General features: G+C 74.4%; 14 protein-coding genes and 1 tRNA gene. 9 read left to right on the top strand and 6 right to left on the bottom strand.

The features are described 5' to 3' along the window. The first annotated feature begins 18 nt into the window (after positions 1–18). Positions 19–89, top strand: a tRNA-Gln gene (locus ACQP04_RS05295). A gap of 223 nt (positions 90–312) precedes the next feature. Here the strand turns inward: ACQP04_RS05295 and ACQP04_RS05290 are convergent. Together ACQP04_RS05290 and ACQP04_RS05285 are read right to left on the bottom strand one after the other, a co-directional pair. After that, the gene (locus ACQP04_RS05290) at positions 313–750 is read right to left on the bottom strand and encodes an OsmC family peroxiredoxin (RefSeq protein ID WP_433505941.1); all 438 of its coding nucleotides are present in this window, start codon (positions 748–750) and stop codon (positions 313–315) included. Between the two features lie 113 nt (positions 751–863). After that, complete coding sequence (locus ACQP04_RS05285) at positions 864–1,304, bottom strand: L,D-transpeptidase (protein ID WP_433505940.1); 441 nt, start codon at positions 1,302–1,304, stop codon at positions 864–866. Positions 1,305–1,484: 180 nt separating this feature from the next. On the opposite strand from ACQP04_RS05285, the gene glmU reads away from it, so the two are divergent. Together glmU and ACQP04_RS05275 are read left to right on the top strand one after the other, a co-directional pair. After that, positions 1,485–2,981: a bifunctional UDP-N-acetylglucosamine diphosphorylase/glucosamine-1-phosphate N-acetyltransferase GlmU gene (gene glmU, locus ACQP04_RS05280; RefSeq protein WP_433505939.1), complete on the top strand. Its 1,497-nt coding sequence runs from the start codon at positions 1,485–1,487 to the stop codon at positions 2,979–2,981. A gap of 5 nt (positions 2,982–2,986) precedes the next feature. Next, the gene (locus ACQP04_RS05275) at positions 2,987–3,958 is read left to right on the top strand and encodes a ribose-phosphate diphosphokinase (protein ID WP_433508302.1); all 972 of its coding nucleotides are present in this window, start codon (positions 2,987–2,989) and stop codon (positions 3,956–3,958) included. 126 nt (positions 3,959–4,084) lie between these two features. Here ACQP04_RS05275 and ACQP04_RS05270 read toward each other — a convergent pair whose 3' ends face one another. Beyond that, positions 4,085–4,732 carry a PadR family transcriptional regulator gene (locus ACQP04_RS05270; protein ID WP_433505938.1) on the bottom strand — a complete coding sequence of 216 codons (648 nt, stop codon included), beginning with the start codon at positions 4,730–4,732 and terminating at the stop codon, positions 4,085–4,087. 72 nt (positions 4,733–4,804) lie between these two features. Between ACQP04_RS05270 and ACQP04_RS05265 the strand changes: the two genes are divergently transcribed. The 4 genes from ACQP04_RS05265 to pth all read left to right on the top strand — a co-directional run bounded on the left by ACQP04_RS05265 (position 4,805) and on the right by pth (position 7,784). After that, the gene (locus tag ACQP04_RS05265) at positions 4,805–5,206 is read left to right on the top strand and encodes a VOC family protein (RefSeq protein ID WP_433505937.1); all 402 of its coding nucleotides are present in this window, start codon (positions 4,805–4,807) and stop codon (positions 5,204–5,206) included. Between the two features lie 16 nt (positions 5,207–5,222). Beyond that, entirely contained in the window at positions 5,223–6,284 is a 1,062-nt protein-coding gene (locus ACQP04_RS05260; protein WP_433505936.1) for an NAD(P)H-dependent flavin oxidoreductase, read from the top strand. 219 nt (positions 6,285–6,503) lie between these two features. Then, positions 6,504–7,184, top strand: coding sequence for a 50S ribosomal protein L25/general stress protein Ctc (locus ACQP04_RS05255; RefSeq protein ID WP_433505935.1), 681 nt, complete (start codon positions 6,504–6,506; stop codon positions 7,182–7,184). A 3-nt stretch (positions 7,185–7,187) separates the two neighbouring features. After that, positions 7,188–7,784 (top strand): aminoacyl-tRNA hydrolase, encoded by a 597-nt coding sequence (gene pth, locus ACQP04_RS05250; protein WP_037047575.1) that lies wholly within the window; start codon positions 7,188–7,190, stop codon positions 7,782–7,784. 126 nt (positions 7,785–7,910) lie between these two features. Here the strand turns inward: pth and ACQP04_RS05245 are convergent, their stop codons facing one another. After that, positions 7,911–9,578, bottom strand: a complete 1,668-nt coding sequence (locus ACQP04_RS05245; RefSeq protein WP_433505934.1) for a fatty acyl-AMP ligase — start codon at positions 9,576–9,578, stop codon at positions 7,911–7,913. A 49-nt stretch (positions 9,579–9,627) separates the two neighbouring features. On the opposite strand from ACQP04_RS05245, the gene ACQP04_RS05240 reads away from it, so the two are divergent. Together ACQP04_RS05240 and ACQP04_RS05235 are read left to right on the top strand one after the other, a co-directional pair. Further along, positions 9,628–10,983 (top strand): dipeptidase, encoded by a 1,356-nt coding sequence (locus tag ACQP04_RS05240; RefSeq protein ID WP_433505933.1) that lies wholly within the window; start codon positions 9,628–9,630, stop codon positions 10,981–10,983. Between the two features lie 60 nt (positions 10,984–11,043). Beyond that, complete coding sequence (locus ACQP04_RS05235) at positions 11,044–14,127, top strand: BTAD domain-containing putative transcriptional regulator (RefSeq protein WP_433505932.1); 3,084 nt, start codon at positions 11,044–11,046, stop codon at positions 14,125–14,127. On the opposite strand, the gene ACQP04_RS05230 is transcribed toward ACQP04_RS05235, so the two are convergent. Together ACQP04_RS05230 and ACQP04_RS05225 are read right to left on the bottom strand one after the other, a co-directional pair. Next, complete coding sequence (locus tag ACQP04_RS05230; protein ID WP_433505931.1) at positions 14,109–14,939, bottom strand: ABC transporter permease; 831 nt, start codon at positions 14,937–14,939, stop codon at positions 14,109–14,111. The two genes, ACQP04_RS05235 and ACQP04_RS05230, sit on opposite strands and share 19 nt — an antisense overlap. Continuing rightward, the gene (locus ACQP04_RS05225; RefSeq protein ID WP_433505930.1) at positions 14,936–15,898 is read right to left on the bottom strand and encodes an ATP-binding cassette domain-containing protein; all 963 of its coding nucleotides are present in this window, start codon (positions 15,896–15,898) and stop codon (positions 14,936–14,938) included. The genes ACQP04_RS05230 and ACQP04_RS05225 overlap by 4 nt, the downstream gene beginning before the upstream one ends. Positions 15,899–15,934 lie beyond the last annotated feature (36 nt).

Genomic DNA, 15,934 nt, shown 5'->3' with positions numbered 1-15,934 from the left:
TGACAGGATGGAGGCCTGTCCGCCGTGGTGTAACGGCAGCACCTCGGATTTTGGTTCCGATGGTCCAGGTTCGAATCCTGGCGGCGGAGCAGGTCCCGTGGTGCGCACCGGCCGACCCCGCACACGCGGAAGGGCGGCCCGCCGGATCGCGGCGGGCCGCCCTTCACCTCGGTCGCGGCCCCGGAGCTCCGGACGGAGCTCAGAGGACGCAGGCGGGCTTCGGCGGGGGTGGCGGCTGGGGCCGTCCGTTCCCCGTGCACCCCGGGCTCGTGGTCGTGCGCATGCCTCGTCCCTCCCGCCCGACGGGCGCGCTCAGTCCAGCGCGGCGTCGAGCGTGATCGTGGTGCCCGTCAGCGCCTTGCTGACCGGGCAGCCGTCCTTGGCGGCCCGGGCGGCCTTCTCGAAGGCGGCGGCGTCCATGCCCGGGACCTCGCCCCGGACGGTGAGCGCGATGCCCGTGATCCGGAACCCGCCGCCCTGGTCCGGTCCGAGCGAGACGTCGGCCTTCACGTCGAGCGACTCGGGCGTGGCGCCCTCCTGCCCGATCAACGCGGAGAGCTGCATCGCGTAGCAGGCGGAGTGGGCCGCGGCGATGAGCTCCTCGGGGCTGGTGGTGCCGCCGGCGTCGTCGGCCGCGCGCTTGGGGAAGCTCACGTCGTAGGTGCCGACCTTGCTGCTGGTCAGCTCGACCTGGCCGGATCCCTGCTCGAGGGTCCCGTTCCAGGCCGTCCGTGCGGTGCGAGTGGGCATTCGGATCTCCCGTCGACGATCGTCCGTCCGGAGGGACCCACCGCGCGCTCCCGGGTACACGGAACCTGACCCCGGGGTCGCCGACCGGTCGGATCGGGACGACGAGCGGACGATCACCGCACCTGGACGGTGTCGCCGACCTGGAGGAAGTCGTAGAAGGCGCGGGCGTCCTCGTGGGCGAGCCGGACGCAACCCGCGGACGGCGTCTGCAGGTTGCCCTCGTGGAACGCGATCCCGCCCTCGGCGAAGAACACCGCGAACGGCATCGGCGCGTCGTTGAACTCCTTGCTGCGGTGCTTGTCGTTCTTCCACTCGACCTCGAAGTCGCCCCGCGGCGTCTCGTGGCCGGGCCCGCCGGGGCTCGTGGCGACGGGGCCGCGGACCACGCGCCCGTCGTCGATCAGCCAGGCCTTCTTGCCCGCGAGGTCCACACACCCGCGCGCCTCGGCGGTGCACGGGGTCCCCTCGACGGGACCGGGTCCCGCGACGGCCTGCCCCTGACCGGCGGCGAGCGTCCCCACCCCGACCAGACCGGCCGCGACCGCACCGCGCACCCGCGGTGAACGAGCCCTGCTGTGCCTTCCCATCTGTCCGCTCGGCACCTTTCATCCCGTTCGACCCGGCCAGGAGCACAACGACCGTGACCTGCCGAGGTAACGAGCCGAATAGTCGGCCCGACAGGCCCGCGTAGGATTCGCCCCGCATCGGGGACCCGACCATCTCGAGGAGCGCCCATGCCCGACCGCCCTTCCGTCCGTCCCACCGCCGCCGTCGTGCTGGCCGCGGGTGAGGGGACCCGGATGCGGTCCGCGACCCCCAAGGTGCTGCACGAGATCGGCGGCCGGAGCCTGCTGGGGCACGCCGTGCACGCGGTCGCGGAGCTGGAGCCCGAGCACCTCACGGTGGTCGTCGGGCACGCCCGCGAGCAGGTCGGCGCCGCGCTCGAGCGCATCGGCGACGAGGTGGCGCGCCGGGTCCTCCCGGCCGTGCAGGAGCAGCAGAACGGCACCGGCGACGCCGTGCGCTGCGGCCTCGCCGCCCTCCCCGGCGAGCTGTCCGGCACCGTCCTCGTGACCTACGGGGACGTGCCGCTGCTCGACGCCACCACGTTCGCCGAGGTCCTGCGCGTGCACGAGACCGCCGGCGCCGCCGTCACGCTGCTCACCACCGATCTCGAGGACCCCACCGGCTACGGCCGGATCGTCCGCGACGCCACGGGGTCGGTGCTGCGGATCGTCGAGCAGAAGGACGCCACGGAGGAGCAGCGGGCGCTCACGGAGATCAACTCCGGCGTCTACGCCTTCGACGCCGCGTTCCTCACCGCCGGGCTCGGCCGGCTCGACACCGCCAACGCCCAGGGCGAGCTCTACCTCACCGACCTGGTCGCGCTCGCGGTCGCGGACGGCCTGCGCGTCGAGGCGGTGCGGGTGGACGACCCGTGGCTGGTCGCGGGCGTCAACGACCGCGTGCAGCTCGCCGCGGTCCGCGCCGAGCTGAACCGGCGGGTGCTGGAGCGGTGGATGCTCGCCGGCGTCACCGTCGTCGACCCGGCCACGACGTGGGTCGACGTCCAGGTCCGGCTGGGGCGGGACGTCGTCGTCGAGCCGGGGACGCAGCTGCGCGGGCACACCACCGTGGGCGACGCGGCGGTCGTCGGCCCGGACACCACGCTCACGGACGTCGAGATCGGCGAGGGCGCCTCGGTGGTCCGGACGCACGGCTCGTCGTCCTGGATCGGGCCCAGCGCCTCCGTCGGCCCCTTCGCCTACCTGCGCCCCGGCGTCCGGCTGGGCGCCGACGGCAAGATCGGCACCTTCGTCGAGGTGAAGAACGCGGAGATCGGCCGCGGCTCCAAGGTGCCGCACCTCACCTACGTGGGCGACGCCACGATCGGCGAGCAGAGCAACATCGGCGCCTCCTCGGTCTTCGTCAACTACGACGGTGTGACCAAGCACCGGACGACCATCGGTTCGCACGTCCGGACCGGATCGGACACGATGTTCATCGCCCCGGTGAGCATCGGCGACGGCGCCTACACGGGCGCCGGCACGGTCGTCCGCGAGGACGTTCCACCGGGGGCGCTGGCGGTGTCGTCCGGGCCACAGCGCACCATCGACGGATGGGTCGTACGGAAGCGACCCGGCACGCCGGCGGCCGAGGCCGCCGAGCGGGCCAGCGACACGGCCGCCCGGGACGCGGCCGAGAGCGGCCGAGGAGGCACAGCGCAGTGAGTGCGATGTCGGGTCAGCCCAAGAAGAACCTGATGTTCTTCTCCGGGAGGGCGCACCCGGAGCTGGCCGAGCAGGTCGCCAAGGAGCTCGACGTCACCGTCACGCCGCAGTCGGCGTACTCCTTCGCGAACGGCGAGATCTTCGTCCGGTTCGAGGAGTCGGTGCGCGGGTGCGACGCGTTCGTCCTGCAGGCGCACAGCGCGCCGATCAACGACGCGATCATGGAGCAGCTGATCATGGTCGACGCGCTCAAGCGCGCCTCGGCCAAGCGGATCACCGTGGTCATGCCGTTCTGGGGCTACGCGCGCCAGGACAAGAAGCACCGCGGCCGGGAGCCGATCTCGGCCCGGCTCATCGCGGACATGTTCAAGACGGCCGGTGCGGACCGGATCATGACGGTCGACCTGCACACCGCCCAGATCCAGGGCTTCTTCGACGGCCCGGTCGACCACCTGTTCGCGCTGCCGGTGCTCGCCGAGCACATCAAGCAGCGGTACTCGGACGCCGACCTCGCCGTGGTCTCCCCGGACTCGGGCCGCGTGCGGCTGGCCGAGCGCTGGGCGGAGACGCTGGGCGGGACACCGCTGGCCTTCATCCACAAGACCCGCGACCCGCTCAAGCCCAACGAGGCCAAGGCGAACCGGGTGGTCGGTGAGATCGAGGGCCGCACCTGCGTGGTCATCGACGACATGATCGACACCGGTGGCACGGTGGCCAAGACCGTCGAGGTGCTGCTGAAGGAGGGCGCGAGGGACGTGATCATCGCGGCCACCCACGGCGTGCTCTCCGGCCCGGCCGTCGAGCGGCTCTCCTCCTGCGGCGCCCGCGAGGTGGTCTTCACCGACACGCTGCCGATCCCGGACGAGAAGCGGTTCCCGACCATGACCGTGCTCTCGATCGCCCCGCTGCTGGCCGAGGCGATCCACCAGGTCTTCGACGACGGCTCGGTCACCAGTCTGTTCGACGGCAACGCGTAGCCGCGCGACATCCTCGGCGGGCGGGAATCCGCCTGCCCGTCCGCCATCGGGAACGGCCCTCCCCCGACGCATCGGGGGACGGCCGTCCGGCCGTTCCGTACCGACGGCACCCCGGACGCACCCTCGTCACCTGGCGCGCTCGTCCGCACCCTCCTCCCCCTCGGGCTCCGCGTGCCGTCGCACTCGTTCCAGGGCTCCGCGGGCCGGCGGCGCCTCGGTCAGGTCCTCGGGCCATCCGTCCACCGTGTCCAGCGCCCACCTCGCCCAGTCCGCGACGGTCCTGTTCAGCTCCGCCTGGAGCACCCCCACCAGGCTGATGACGGGGAGGCGCTCCGCGAACTGGCCGCCGGTGCGCAGGTAGTGGTCCGCCCAGTCGGCGTCCCGCGCCACCCGCTCGCGCGTACCGTCCAGGATCCGGCGCAGGTTGGCGACCAGGACCTCCTTCCCGCCGTGCTCGGCGAAGAACACCTTCACCAGCGCCTCGAACTCCAGTGACGGGAGGGCGCCCGGCTCCGCGAGCCAGGCGCGCAGGGCGTCCCGACCCGCCGGGGTGATCCGGTAGACCGAACGCGGCCGGCTGCCGACCCTCTCCCGGACGACCGAGGCCAGGCCGTGGTCGACGAGCTTGGCGGGTTCCTCGTAGAGCCGCCGCTCCGCCCGCGGCCAGAAGTTCCGCAGGCTGACCTCCATCTGCTTGGCCAGCTCGTAGGTCGTCCAGGGCCGGATCGCGAGGAGTCCCAGGATCGCGTACGAGGTCGTCGACAGGCCCTTCATCCCACTCCCTTGACGCTCATCGGCACCCGACGGATACTGCCATTGTCAGTATAGACGCCGGAGGAGGGTGTCATGCCGGAGTTCGCCGGGGTGTCGCACGTGTCGCTGTCGGTCCGCGACAGGAACACGAGCCGGGACTGGTACCGCGAGGTGCTGGGCTTCGAGCAGTTCGAGGAGTCGCGCACCGCGGAGTACGAGGAGTGGATCCTCGTGCACCCGCGGAACGGGATGGTGCTGTGTCTGCAGCAGCACGGCGCCAACCGGGGCGAGGAGTTCGATCCCACCCGCACGGGAGGCGACCACCTGGGGCTCAAGGTGGACAGGCGCGAGGAGCTCGACGAGTGGTCGGCGTGGTTCCGCGACAACGGGGTCGCCCATGCGCCCGTCGTCGACGAGGTCTACGGCTCGATCCTGACCTTCAAGGATCCGGACCGCTTCCAGCTCGAGATGTTCTACCGGCCGAACCACCCCTGAGTCGAAGGACGGACCCATGGTCTGGACCTGTGACGGGAACACGGTCGACACCCGGTTGACCCGGGAGTACGGCCTCCGGCATCCCTTCGTCGGTGCCGGCATGGGTTTCGTCTCCCACCCGGCGCTGGCCGCGGCGGTGTCAGCGGCCGGCGGCCTGGGCGTGCTCGGGGCCAGCCCCGATCCGCCGGCGAGCCTGCCCGTGATGGTGGCCGAGCTGCGCCGCCTCACCGAGCAGCCCTGGGGCGTCGACCTGATCTGCGCGGAGACCGGGATGGGTCCGGCGTGCACCGACGCGCATGTCGAGGCCTGCGTCGAGCTCGACGTGCCGCTCGTGGTCTTCCACCACGACCCACCGCCCCCGCGCTGGGTCCGGTGGTTGGCCGAGGCCGGAGCCCGGGTCTGGATGCAGGTGTCCTCGCCCGAGCTCGCCGAGGAGGCCGTCGGCCTGGGCGTGACCGGACTCGTGGCCCAGGGCGCGGAGGCCGGGGGCCACAGCCGGGGGACGATCCCGCGGAGCACCCTGGTCCCGATGCTCGCGGAACAGTTCCCGGACCGCCTCCTGCTGGCGGCCGGCGGAATCGCCGACGGGGCCGGGGTCGCCGAGGCCCTGAGGGCCGGCGCGGACGGGGTGTGGGTCGGGACGCGGCTGGTCGCCTCCGTGGAGGCGCGCGCCCACGCCGAGTACAAGCAGCGGCTCGTCGCCGCCACCGGCCCGACCGTCCGCACCACGGCCTTCGGACCGGAGTGGCCGGACGCCGACTACCGGATGCTCCCGACGCGGACGGCGAGCGAGTGGGCCGGGCGCGAGCACGAGATCCCGGACCCGCCGCCCGGGCCGGAGGTCATCGGCCGCACGACGCTGTTCCCGCACAGCGCCCGGCAGCCCTACGTCATGCCGAAGTTCTCCGCCCTCCCGCCGACGCCCGAGACGAGCGGCGACTGGGAGGAGATGGCCTTCCCGGCCGGCGAGGGGGTCGGCGTGGTCCAAGCGATCGAGCCCGCCGGCGAGATCGTCCGGGGCATGATGGCCGAAGCCACCCGCCTGCTCGCTCCGCAGCACGCCGCCTCGCCCGCCTGATCGCCGCCGGGCAGGGCCGTCGCTCGTTCTGCGGCCGGTGTGCCGCGTTCCGCGGACCCCTCCGGCGGGCCGCGAAGCGGCCAGGCGTACTCTTGTCGGCGGTTCCGCGGCGAGGGCGGGTTGTTCGACGAGCCCGCCGTCATCGACGTGTGGTCGGCTCTTCCGCCGCCTCCTCGCCGCGCGCACGCGACATCAGCAGTTCGAGGAGAGAGACCCACCGTGGCCCAGTCCAAGATCGCCGCCGAGACCCGGACCGAGTTCGGCAAGGGCGCCGCGCGGCGCACCCGCAAGGCGGGCAAGATCCCCGCAGTCCTGTACGGGCACGGCACCGACCCGCAGCACCTGACGCTGCCGTCGCTCGAGTTCGCCGCCGTCGTCCGCGAGCAGGGCCGCAACGCCGTGCTCGAGCTGGACATCGTCGGGGGCAGCAGCCAGCTGGCGCTGACCAAGACCGTCACCTTCCACCCGATCCGCCCCTACATCGAGCACGTCGACCTGCTCGTCGTGCAGAAGGGCGAGAAGGTCGTCGTCGAGATTCCGGTGATCATCACCGGCGAGGCCGTGCCGGGCTCCCTGGTCACCCAGGACCTGAACACGATCGAGGTCGAGGCGGACGCCCTGAACATCCCCGAGAACGTCGAGATCTCGGTCGAGGGCGCCGAGGTCGGCACCCAGTTCCTGGCGGGCCAGGTCGCGCTGCCGACGGGTTCCGAGCTGCGCACCGACCCCGAGTACCTGGTCGTCAACGTGGTCGCCGCGCCGACCGCCGAGGACCTCGAGGCCACCGAGGACACCGAGGGCGCCGGCGTGGTCGAGGACGCCCCGGCGACCCCGGCCGACGAGTCCGAGGCCCCGGCCGAGGGCGAGTCCGCCGAGGGCGACGCCTCCGCCGAGAGCTGATCGGTGGCGCCGGCACCGTCCGCCGGCACGGCCCTGGTCGTCGGGCTCGGGAACCCCGGGCCCGGCTACGCCGACACCCGGCACAACGTCGGGTTCGGCGTGGCCGAGTTGCTGGCCGAGCGCGCCGGCGCGCGGTTCTCGCTGCACAAGCGGTCCAACGCCGAGGTCGCCGAGGGCAGGCTCGCGGGCCGCAAGGTCGTGCTGGCCAAGCCGCGGACGTACATGAACGAGTCCGGCGGCCCCGTCGCCGGGCTGGTCCGGTACTTCTCGGTGCCGCCCGAGGAACTCGTCGTGGTCCACGACGACCTCGACCTCGGCTTCGGCGTGATCCGGTTGAAGCGGGGCGGCGGCGAGGGCGGGCACAACGGCCTGCGCTCGATCAGCCGCTCGATCGGTACCAAGGACTACCTGCGGGTCCGGTTCGGCATCGGCCGCCCGCCCGGCCGTCAGGACCCGGCGGACTTCGTGCTCAAGAGGTTCTCCGCGACCGAGCGCAAGGAGCTGGACCTCGCGGTCGACCTGGCCGCCGACGCCGCCGAGGCGCTGCTCGAGCAGGGCCTCGAACCCGCGCAGAACCGCTTCCACGCGCTCTCCGGCTGACCCGACTTGCACCAACGGCACTTTCGTGCGGACCTATCGCACGAAAGTGCCGTTCGTGCATTCACGGGCCGGATGAGTGAGCGGCGCAATCGCTCAGACAAGGTGAGCGAACGCGCCGTTCGCCGGTCAGGGGCGCGATTCGAGCAGGTCGGCGGTGGCGGCCCGGCGCAGCTTGCCCGAGGGCGTCTTGGGCAGGCTGCCGGGCGGGAGCACCTCCACCCGCGCCGGCCGCACCCCCACCGCGGACACCACCCGCGAGGTGACGTCCTTGCGGATCAGCGCGGCCGCGGCCTCGTCGTCGGCCTTGCGGGCCTCGACGGCCACGGCGAAGGACTCGCGCCGCTGCCCCTCACCCGCGAACAGCCGGACGGCCACGGCGTTGCCCGCCCGCACGCCGTCGGCCTCTGCGGCGGCGCGCTCGATGTCGGTCGGGTAGATGTTGCGCCCGCCCATGATGATCACGTCCTTGCGCCGCCCGCACACGACGACCTGGCCGTCCTCGACGACGTAGCCCTCGTCGCCGGTGTCGAACCAGCCCTCCGCGTCCTGCGTCTCGACCGGGCCGTCCACGGTCAGGTAACCCGGCGTCACGGACTCGCCGCGCAGCTGGATCACCCCGACCCCGCGGGTGCCGAGCACCTCCCCGGACTCCCCGACGACGCGCGCCTCGATCCCCGGCAGTGGCGGCCCGAGCAGCGGGAACGCACGGGTCGGCCCCTCGCCGGCGGGCTCGGCCCGGCGCCCGGACTCGAGGGCGTCGGCGTCGATCTCGTCGACGGCCAGCCCCGTCTCGACGGGCGCGAACGCCACCCCGAGTGCCGTCTCCGCCATCCCGTAGGCACACAGCACCGACTCGGGCCGCAGCCCGAACCGCGCCCCGGCGTCGACGAAGGCGCCGACGGCGAGGGGGTCGACGGGCTCGGCGCCGTTGAGCGCGATGCGCAACGACGACAGGTCCAGCTCCTGGTCGGCCCGCGCGAGCTGGCGGGCGAGCACGGCGTAGGCGAAGTTCGGCGCGGCCGTGACGGTGCCGCCGTACTTCGAGATCAGCTCGGCCCACAGCAGCGGCCGGGACAGGAAGTCCACCGGCGTGACCGTGACCAGCTCGAGGGCGGTGACCATCGGGATCGTCAGGAACCCGACCATGCCCATGTCGTGGAAGAGCGGCAGCCACGAGATCATCACGTCCCGCTCGACGTCGAGGCGGGCCGCCTCGCGCATCGCGGTGATGTTGGCGTGCAGGTTGCGGTGTGTGATCCGCACGGCCTTCGGCTCCGCGGTGGACCCGCTGGTGAGCTGCAACAGCGCGGTGTCGTCCTCGGCGGCGGCCTCGGCGTCCGGCGTGACCGCGGCCGGGTCGCCCTGCAGCGCCTCGACCAGCCGGAACGGGATGCCGCGCTCGGTGAGCACGGGGGCGAGTCCGTCGAAGGGCGGACCGAGCAGGACCATGCTCGCGTCGATCATCCGCAGCACGGCGACGGTGTCCTCGGCCCAGTGCATGAGGTCGGTGCGCGCGGTCGGCTGGTGCAGCATCGTGACGCTGCCGCCGGTGAGCCACACCGCCTGCGCGAGCGGGGCGATCGACGCCGGGTCGCCCGCCAGCACGCCGACGGCGCCGCCGCGGGTCAGGGCGGGGGTGTTTCCCTCGGGCCGGCGCAGGGCGTCGGCGATCCCCAGGGCGGTCCCGTGCACCTCGCTCCACGGTCGACGGACGGGGGTGGCGGGCTCGCCGGTCGTCATGCCGCGGGAGGTGTCGGCGGCGGACTCCAGCAACGTCGCGAGGAACCGGGACATGGTGCGCAGCCTAAGGCCCGGACCGGCGGACCCGCGTAGGGTCGGGCCCGTGGCTCACACCCGTGACTCGATCGCCGCGGCCGTCGAGGCCGTGATCCCCGGCGCCCGCTCCGACCTCGAGCGGCTGGTGCGCATCCCCAGCATCTGGGCCGACCCGGCGCACGCCGCCGACACCGAGGCGAGCGCCGCGGCCGTCGCGGAGCTCGCGGGCGCCCTGAACCCCGCGAACCTCCAGATCCTGCGCGCCGAGGGTGGCGCGCCCGCCGTCGTGGCGCAGTGGCCGGCGCCCGAGGGGCAGCCGACCGTGCTGCTCTACGCCCACCACGACGTCCAGCCCACGGGCGGCGACGAGCACTGGACCAGCCCGCCCTTCGAGCCCACCGAGCGGAACGGACGGCTCTACGGCCGCGGCGCCGCGGACGACAAGGCCGGCGTGATGACCCACCTCGCCGTGCTGCGCGCGTACGAGGGGAAGCCGCCCGTCGGCGTCACGCTGTTCATCGAGGGCGAGGAGGAGTCCGGCTCCCCCACGCTGCCGCAGCTGCTGCGCGAGCACCACGAGCTGCTCGCCGCGGACGTCATCGTGATCGCCGACGCCGCCAACCCCGCCGTCGACGTCCCCGCGCTCACCACGAGCCTGCGGGGCCTCGTCGACGTCGTGATCGACGTGTCGCTGCTGGAGCGGCCGCTGCACTCGGGCGTCTTCGGCGGGCCGGTCGGCGACGCGCTCACCGCGCTGACCCACGCCCTCGCGAGCCTGCACGACGAGAAGGGCGAGGTCGCCGTCCCCGGGCTGCACGCGAACACGGGCACGGACGCCGCCGCCCTGGACATCCCGGAGGCGGAGTGGCGCGCCGAGGCCGGCCTGGTGGAGGGGGCCGAGCTGCTGGGTACCGGCACGCTGGCCGAGCGGATCTACCACAAGCCTGCCATCGCCGTCCTCGGGATCGACGCGCCGTCCGTCGCGCAGGCCTCGAACGTGCTGCTCCCCCGCGCCCGCGCCATGGTCAGCATGCGGCTCGCCCCCGGCGAGGACGCCCTGGCCGCGCGGGAGAAGCTCGCCGAGCACCTGCGGGCGCACGCGCCGTGGGGCGCGCAGGTCACGGTCGAGCACGGGTCGGGCGTGGCCGAGCCCTTCTCGCTCGACGCCGACGGCGGCGCCTACGACGCGGCCAAGCGCGCCTTCTCGGAGGCCTACGGCACCGCGACCGTCGAGATGGGCATCGGCGGCAGCATCCCGTTCATCGCCGAGTTCGCCCGCACCTTCCCGGGCGCGGCGGTGCTGGTCACCGGCGTGGGCGACCCGGCGTCGCGCTGGCACGGGATCGACGAGTCCTTGTCGCTGTCGATGTTCGCCACGGGGGCGCGGGCCGAGGCCTTCCTGCTCGACGAGCTCCGCCGCTGACCATCGACTGTCGACGATATATCGCTAGCGCCCGCCCCGCGCGCCCGGCAGACTGAGCCGATGCGGATCGGCGTGCTGGGCCCGGTGGCGGCGTGGGCCGCGTCGGGCGCCGACGTCGCCCCCGCCGGCCTTCGCCTGCGCGGGCTGCTCGCCCGGCTGGCGCTCGCGCCCGGCCGCACCGTCACCGCCGAGACGCTGGTCGACGACCTGTGGGGCACCGGATCCGACTCCGCGCCCGCCTCCGCGAACGCCCTGCAGGCCCTGGTCTCCCGGCTGCGCCGCGCCCTCGGACCCGAGCTGGTCGTGACCGTGCCCGGCGGGTACCGGCTCGACCTGCCGCCCGGGGACGTCGACTGTGTCCGGGCCGCCCAGCGGATCGCCGAGGCCGAGCACGAGCCCGACCCGGAGGCCGCCCGCGAGCTGGTCGGGCAGGCGCTCGCGCTCTGGCGCGGCCCTGCCCTGGCCGACGTCCGCCGGTTGCCCTTCGCCGGCCCCGCCGCCGACCGGCTCGACGGCACACGGGCGGCCGCCGTCGAACGCGCCGCCGGGCTGGACCTGCTGCTCGGGCGCGCGGCCGGCAGCGTGGAGCCGCTGACCGCACTGCTCACCGACCAACCGCTGCGGGAGAGCACCGCCGCCGCACTGGCCCGGGCCCTGCACGCCACCGGCCGCCAGGCCGACGCGCTCGCCGTGCTCGACCGCACCCGCGACCGGCTGGTCGAGGAGCTCGGCGTGGATCCCGGTCCGGAGCTGGCGGGCGCCCGGCTCGACGTGCTGCGCGGGGCGCCCGCGCCGGCCGCACCGGCCCCGCGCCCGTCGCGCCCCGCCCCGCCCCGGCCGCTGACCAGCTTCGTCGGCCGGGAGGCGGACGTCGGACGCTTGCGCGAACTGCTCGGGACCGGGCGGCTCGTCACGCTGGTGGGCCCCGGCGGCGCGGGCAAGACCCGGCTCGCGCGGGAGGCCTGCCCCGAGGGCTCGGTCGCCGAGCTCGCCCCGCTCACCGGTTCCGACCAGCTCGCGGAGACCGTGCTCGCCGCGGTCGGCAGCCCGGAGCTGGTGATCCGCCAGGAGGAGCACCCCGACGCCGTCGAGCGGCTGGTGGCCGCGGTCGGCCGCCGCGATCTCGTCCTGGTCCTGGACAACTGCGAGCACCTGATCGGCGCCTGCGCCGACCTGGCGGGCACGCTGCTCACCCGCTGCCCGGCGGTGCGGATCCTCGCGACCAGCCGCGAGCCGCTGGCGGTGCCCGGGGAACGGCTGCACCCCGTCGAGGCGCTCGACGACGCCGCCGCCGTCCGGCTGTTCGCCGACCGCGCCGAGGCCGTCGCCCCCGGGTTCGACGCCGACGCGCACGCCCCCGCGATCACGGAGATCTGCCGCAGGCTGGACGGCCAGCCGCTCCCGATCGAGCTCGCCGCGGCCCGGCTGCGCGCGCTCAGCCCCGAGGAGATCCTCACCCGGCTCGACGACCGGTTCCGGCTGCTCATTACCGGCGCCCGGACCGTGCTGCCCCGACACCAGACCCTGCGGGCGGTCGTCGACTGGAGCTGGGACCTGCTCGACGACGCCGAACGCGCCCTCGCCCGCCGGCTCGCCGTGTTCTCCGGCGGCGCCACGGCCGACGCCGCGGACCAGGTGTGCGGCGACGGGCTGGACGACCCGTTCACCACGCTCGCCGCGCTCGTCGACAAGTCACTCGTCGTCGCGGTCCCGCAGGCCGGGGCGCCGACCCGCTACCGGATGCTGGAGACCATCCGCGAGTACGCGCGCGAGCGGCTGGCCGCCTCCGGGGAGGAACCGGCGACCGCCGCGCGACACGCGGCCTGGACGGTCGCCCAGGTGGAGCGGGCCGAGCCGGAGCTGCGCGGCCGCGAGCAGCTGCGGTGGCTCGAGGTGCTGCGCGCGGAGGCGGGCAACATCACCGGGGCCTTGCGCCGGGCCGTCGCCGAGCGGGACTCCGCGACCGCGTACCGGCTGGTCGCCGGGATGTTCTGGGCCTGGCTGATCCGTGGCGCCACCGAGGAGTCGATGCGCTGGGTGCGGGCGGTCGGGGACCTCCCGCCCGACCCCGCCCCGATCGAGGTGGTCGCCCGGGTGACCGCGTTCCGGGCGATCGAGGCGCTCGGCCGCGGGGAGATGGTGGAGGCCCAGCGGCACATCACGCGCGCAACCGCACAGGCCGAGCAGGCCCCGCAGCCCCGGCATCCCGCGCTCGACCTGATCGGGCCGATGAGCGCAGCGTTCGCGGTCCAGGACCAGGAACCGCTGACCTCGATCAGCACCACGCACCCGGACCCGTGGGTGCGGGCGTTCGCGCTGGAGATCCGGGCGACGCTGTCCGAGAACGCCGGCCTGATCGACCTCGAGCGCGAGCTGGTGCGCGCGGCACACACCCTGTTCACGCAGGTCGGGGACCGGTTCGGGCTCGGGATGACGCTCACCACGCTCGGCGAGCTGGAGGCGTGGGCGGGCAACGCCGAGGCCGCCGGGACCGCCTTCGAGGAGGCCATCGCGCTGGCGACCGAGCTGGCCAACGACGACGACCTGCCCCAGTACCTCGTCCGCCGCGGCAGCCTCGCGGCGCGGGTGGGCGACCACGCGCTGGCCCGCAAGCTCTACACCGAGGCGCTCGAGATGCTCGACGGGTCCGAGTACTCGTCGCCGGAGATGGTGCGCGTCTCGCTCGCGGAGCTGGACCGCCTGGAGGGCGACCTGGTCGCAGCGCGCGCCCGGCTCGCGGAGATCGACCCGACGGCGGGTGGCGGGATCGCCGTCCCGCAGCGGCGCGCGCACCTGAGCGCGCAGCGCGCCCTGGTCGAGCTGGCGGCGGGCGACCTCGGGCGCACGGCGGAGCATCTCGCCGAGGCCGTCGAGGCCGGGGACGAGAGCCGGGACGGCCCCGTGGTCGGGATGGTCGCCGAGACGGTCGCGCAGCTGGCCATGGCCCGCGGGGACCGCGCGGGGGCCGCCCGGGCGCTGGGCGTCGCCGAGGCCCGCCGCGGCGTCCTCGACCTGGGGGACCCCGCCGTCGTCACGCTGCTGGGGGCGCTCGGCCCGGGGGCGGACGCGCTGCGGCGGGAGGTCGTGGACCTCCCGCCGCAGGACGGGCTGGACCTGCTCCGGGATCAGGTCCGCTTGCGGTAGAGCGTCACCGCGATCGGCGCGAACACCAGCGTGATGCCGGCCGCCCACAGCAGCGCGGTGCCCGCCGGACCCGCGACCGGGCCGCCCAGCAGCAGGCCGCGCACGGCGTCGGCGGTCTTCGACACCGGGTTCACGTCCACCCAGCCCTGCAACCAGCCGGGCATGGTCGACGCCGGCACGAACACGTTGCTGCCGAAGGTGAGCGGCAGCGAGATCAGCGCGCCGAGCCCCTGGACCGAGCGCGGGTCCTTGACCAGCATCGCCAGCGCGGTGAACACCCAGCACAGGGCGAAGGCGAAGGCCATGACCAGCAGCAGCGCCGCCACGATCGCCAGCGGACCGGCCGAGGTGCGGAACCCGAGGATCCCGCCGAACACGAGCATGATCACGCCGGACGTCGCGTAGCGCGCCAGGTCCGCGCCGATCGCGCCGAGCAGCGGGGCGGCCCGGGAGATCGGCAGGCTCCGGAACCGGTCGAAGATCCCGGTGTGCAGGTCGTCGGCCAGGCCGGTGCCGGTGCCGGCCGAGGCGAAGACGACGGTCTGCACCAGCACCCCGGGTAGCGCGAACTGCAGGTAGGCCGAGGTGTCGCCGGCGATCGCGCCGCCGAAGACGTACACGAACAGCAGCAGGAAGATGACCGGCTGCAGGGTGACGTCGATCAGCGCCTCGGGCGAGTGGACCGTCTTGACCAGCCCGCGCCAGGCCAGTGTCGCACCGTGCCGCAGCGTCGACGGCCCGTGCCGGGCTCCGGTCCGTGGCGGGGGTCCGGCGACGGTCGTGGGGACGGGAGCGGTGGCGGTGGTGGTCATGCGGCCTCCTCGGTCGCGGGGCCGGCCTCGGCGGGGCGGCCGGTCAGGGTCAGGAAGACGTCGTCGAGGCTGGGCAGCCGCAGCCCCAGCTCCGCGACGGGAACGGCGGCCTCCTCGAGCCGGGCGCCGAGCCGGTGCAGCAGGGCGGGATCGCCGGACAGGGTCAGCTCGCCGGTCGGGTCGATCGCGGGCGTCTCGGTGGTCAGCCCGCCGAGCAGCGTGGCGACGGCGCCGACGTCGGCGCGGTGCAGCGGCCGCACGTGCAGCAGCTGCCCGCCGACCTCGGCCTTGAGCGAGGCCGGGGTGCCGCTCGCGATGACCTGCCCGCGGTCGAGGACCACGAGGTCCTCGGCGAGCTGGTCGGCCTCCTCCAGGTACTGGGTGGTGAGCAGGACCGTCGTCCCCTCGGCGGCCAGGGCGCGGACGTGCTCCCACACCTCGTTGCGGTGCCGCGGGTCCAGGCCGGTGGTCGGCTCGTCGAGGAACAGCACGTCGGGACGGCCGACGAGGCTGGCCGCGAGGTCCAGCCGCCGGCGCATGCCGCCGGAGTAGGTCTTGACCCGGCGGCCGGCGGCCTCGGCCAGGCCGAACCGCTCGATCAGCTCGTCCGTGCGGCGACGAGCGTCGCGCCGGGACAGGTCGAGCAGGCGCCCGATCAGCCGAAGGTTCTCGACGCCGGACAGGGCGTCGTCGACCGCGGCGTACTGGCCGGTCAGGCCGATCCGCAGCCGGACGGCCGGGGCCTCGGCCACGACGTCGTGGCCGAGCACGGTGGCCCGGCCGCCGTCCGGGCGCAGCAGGGTGGACAGGACGCGGACGGTGGTGGTCTTGCCGGAGCCGTTCGGCCCGAGCAGGCCCAGCACGCTGCCGCGCCGGACCTCCAGGTCGACGCCGGCGAGGGCGGTGGTGGCGCCGAAGGTCTTCACGAGACCCTCGACGCGGATGGCCGGTTCGTTCATGGCCACCACTGTCGGCGGCGGCGCTGCCATCCGGCT

The organism is Pseudonocardia halophobica (assembly GCF_050948485.1).
In the GTDB taxonomy this organism is placed as follows: Bacteria; Actinomycetota; Actinomycetes; order Mycobacteriales; family Pseudonocardiaceae; genus Pseudonocardia; species Pseudonocardia halophobica.
This window is presented reverse-complemented; position numbering and strand designations above follow the sequence as displayed.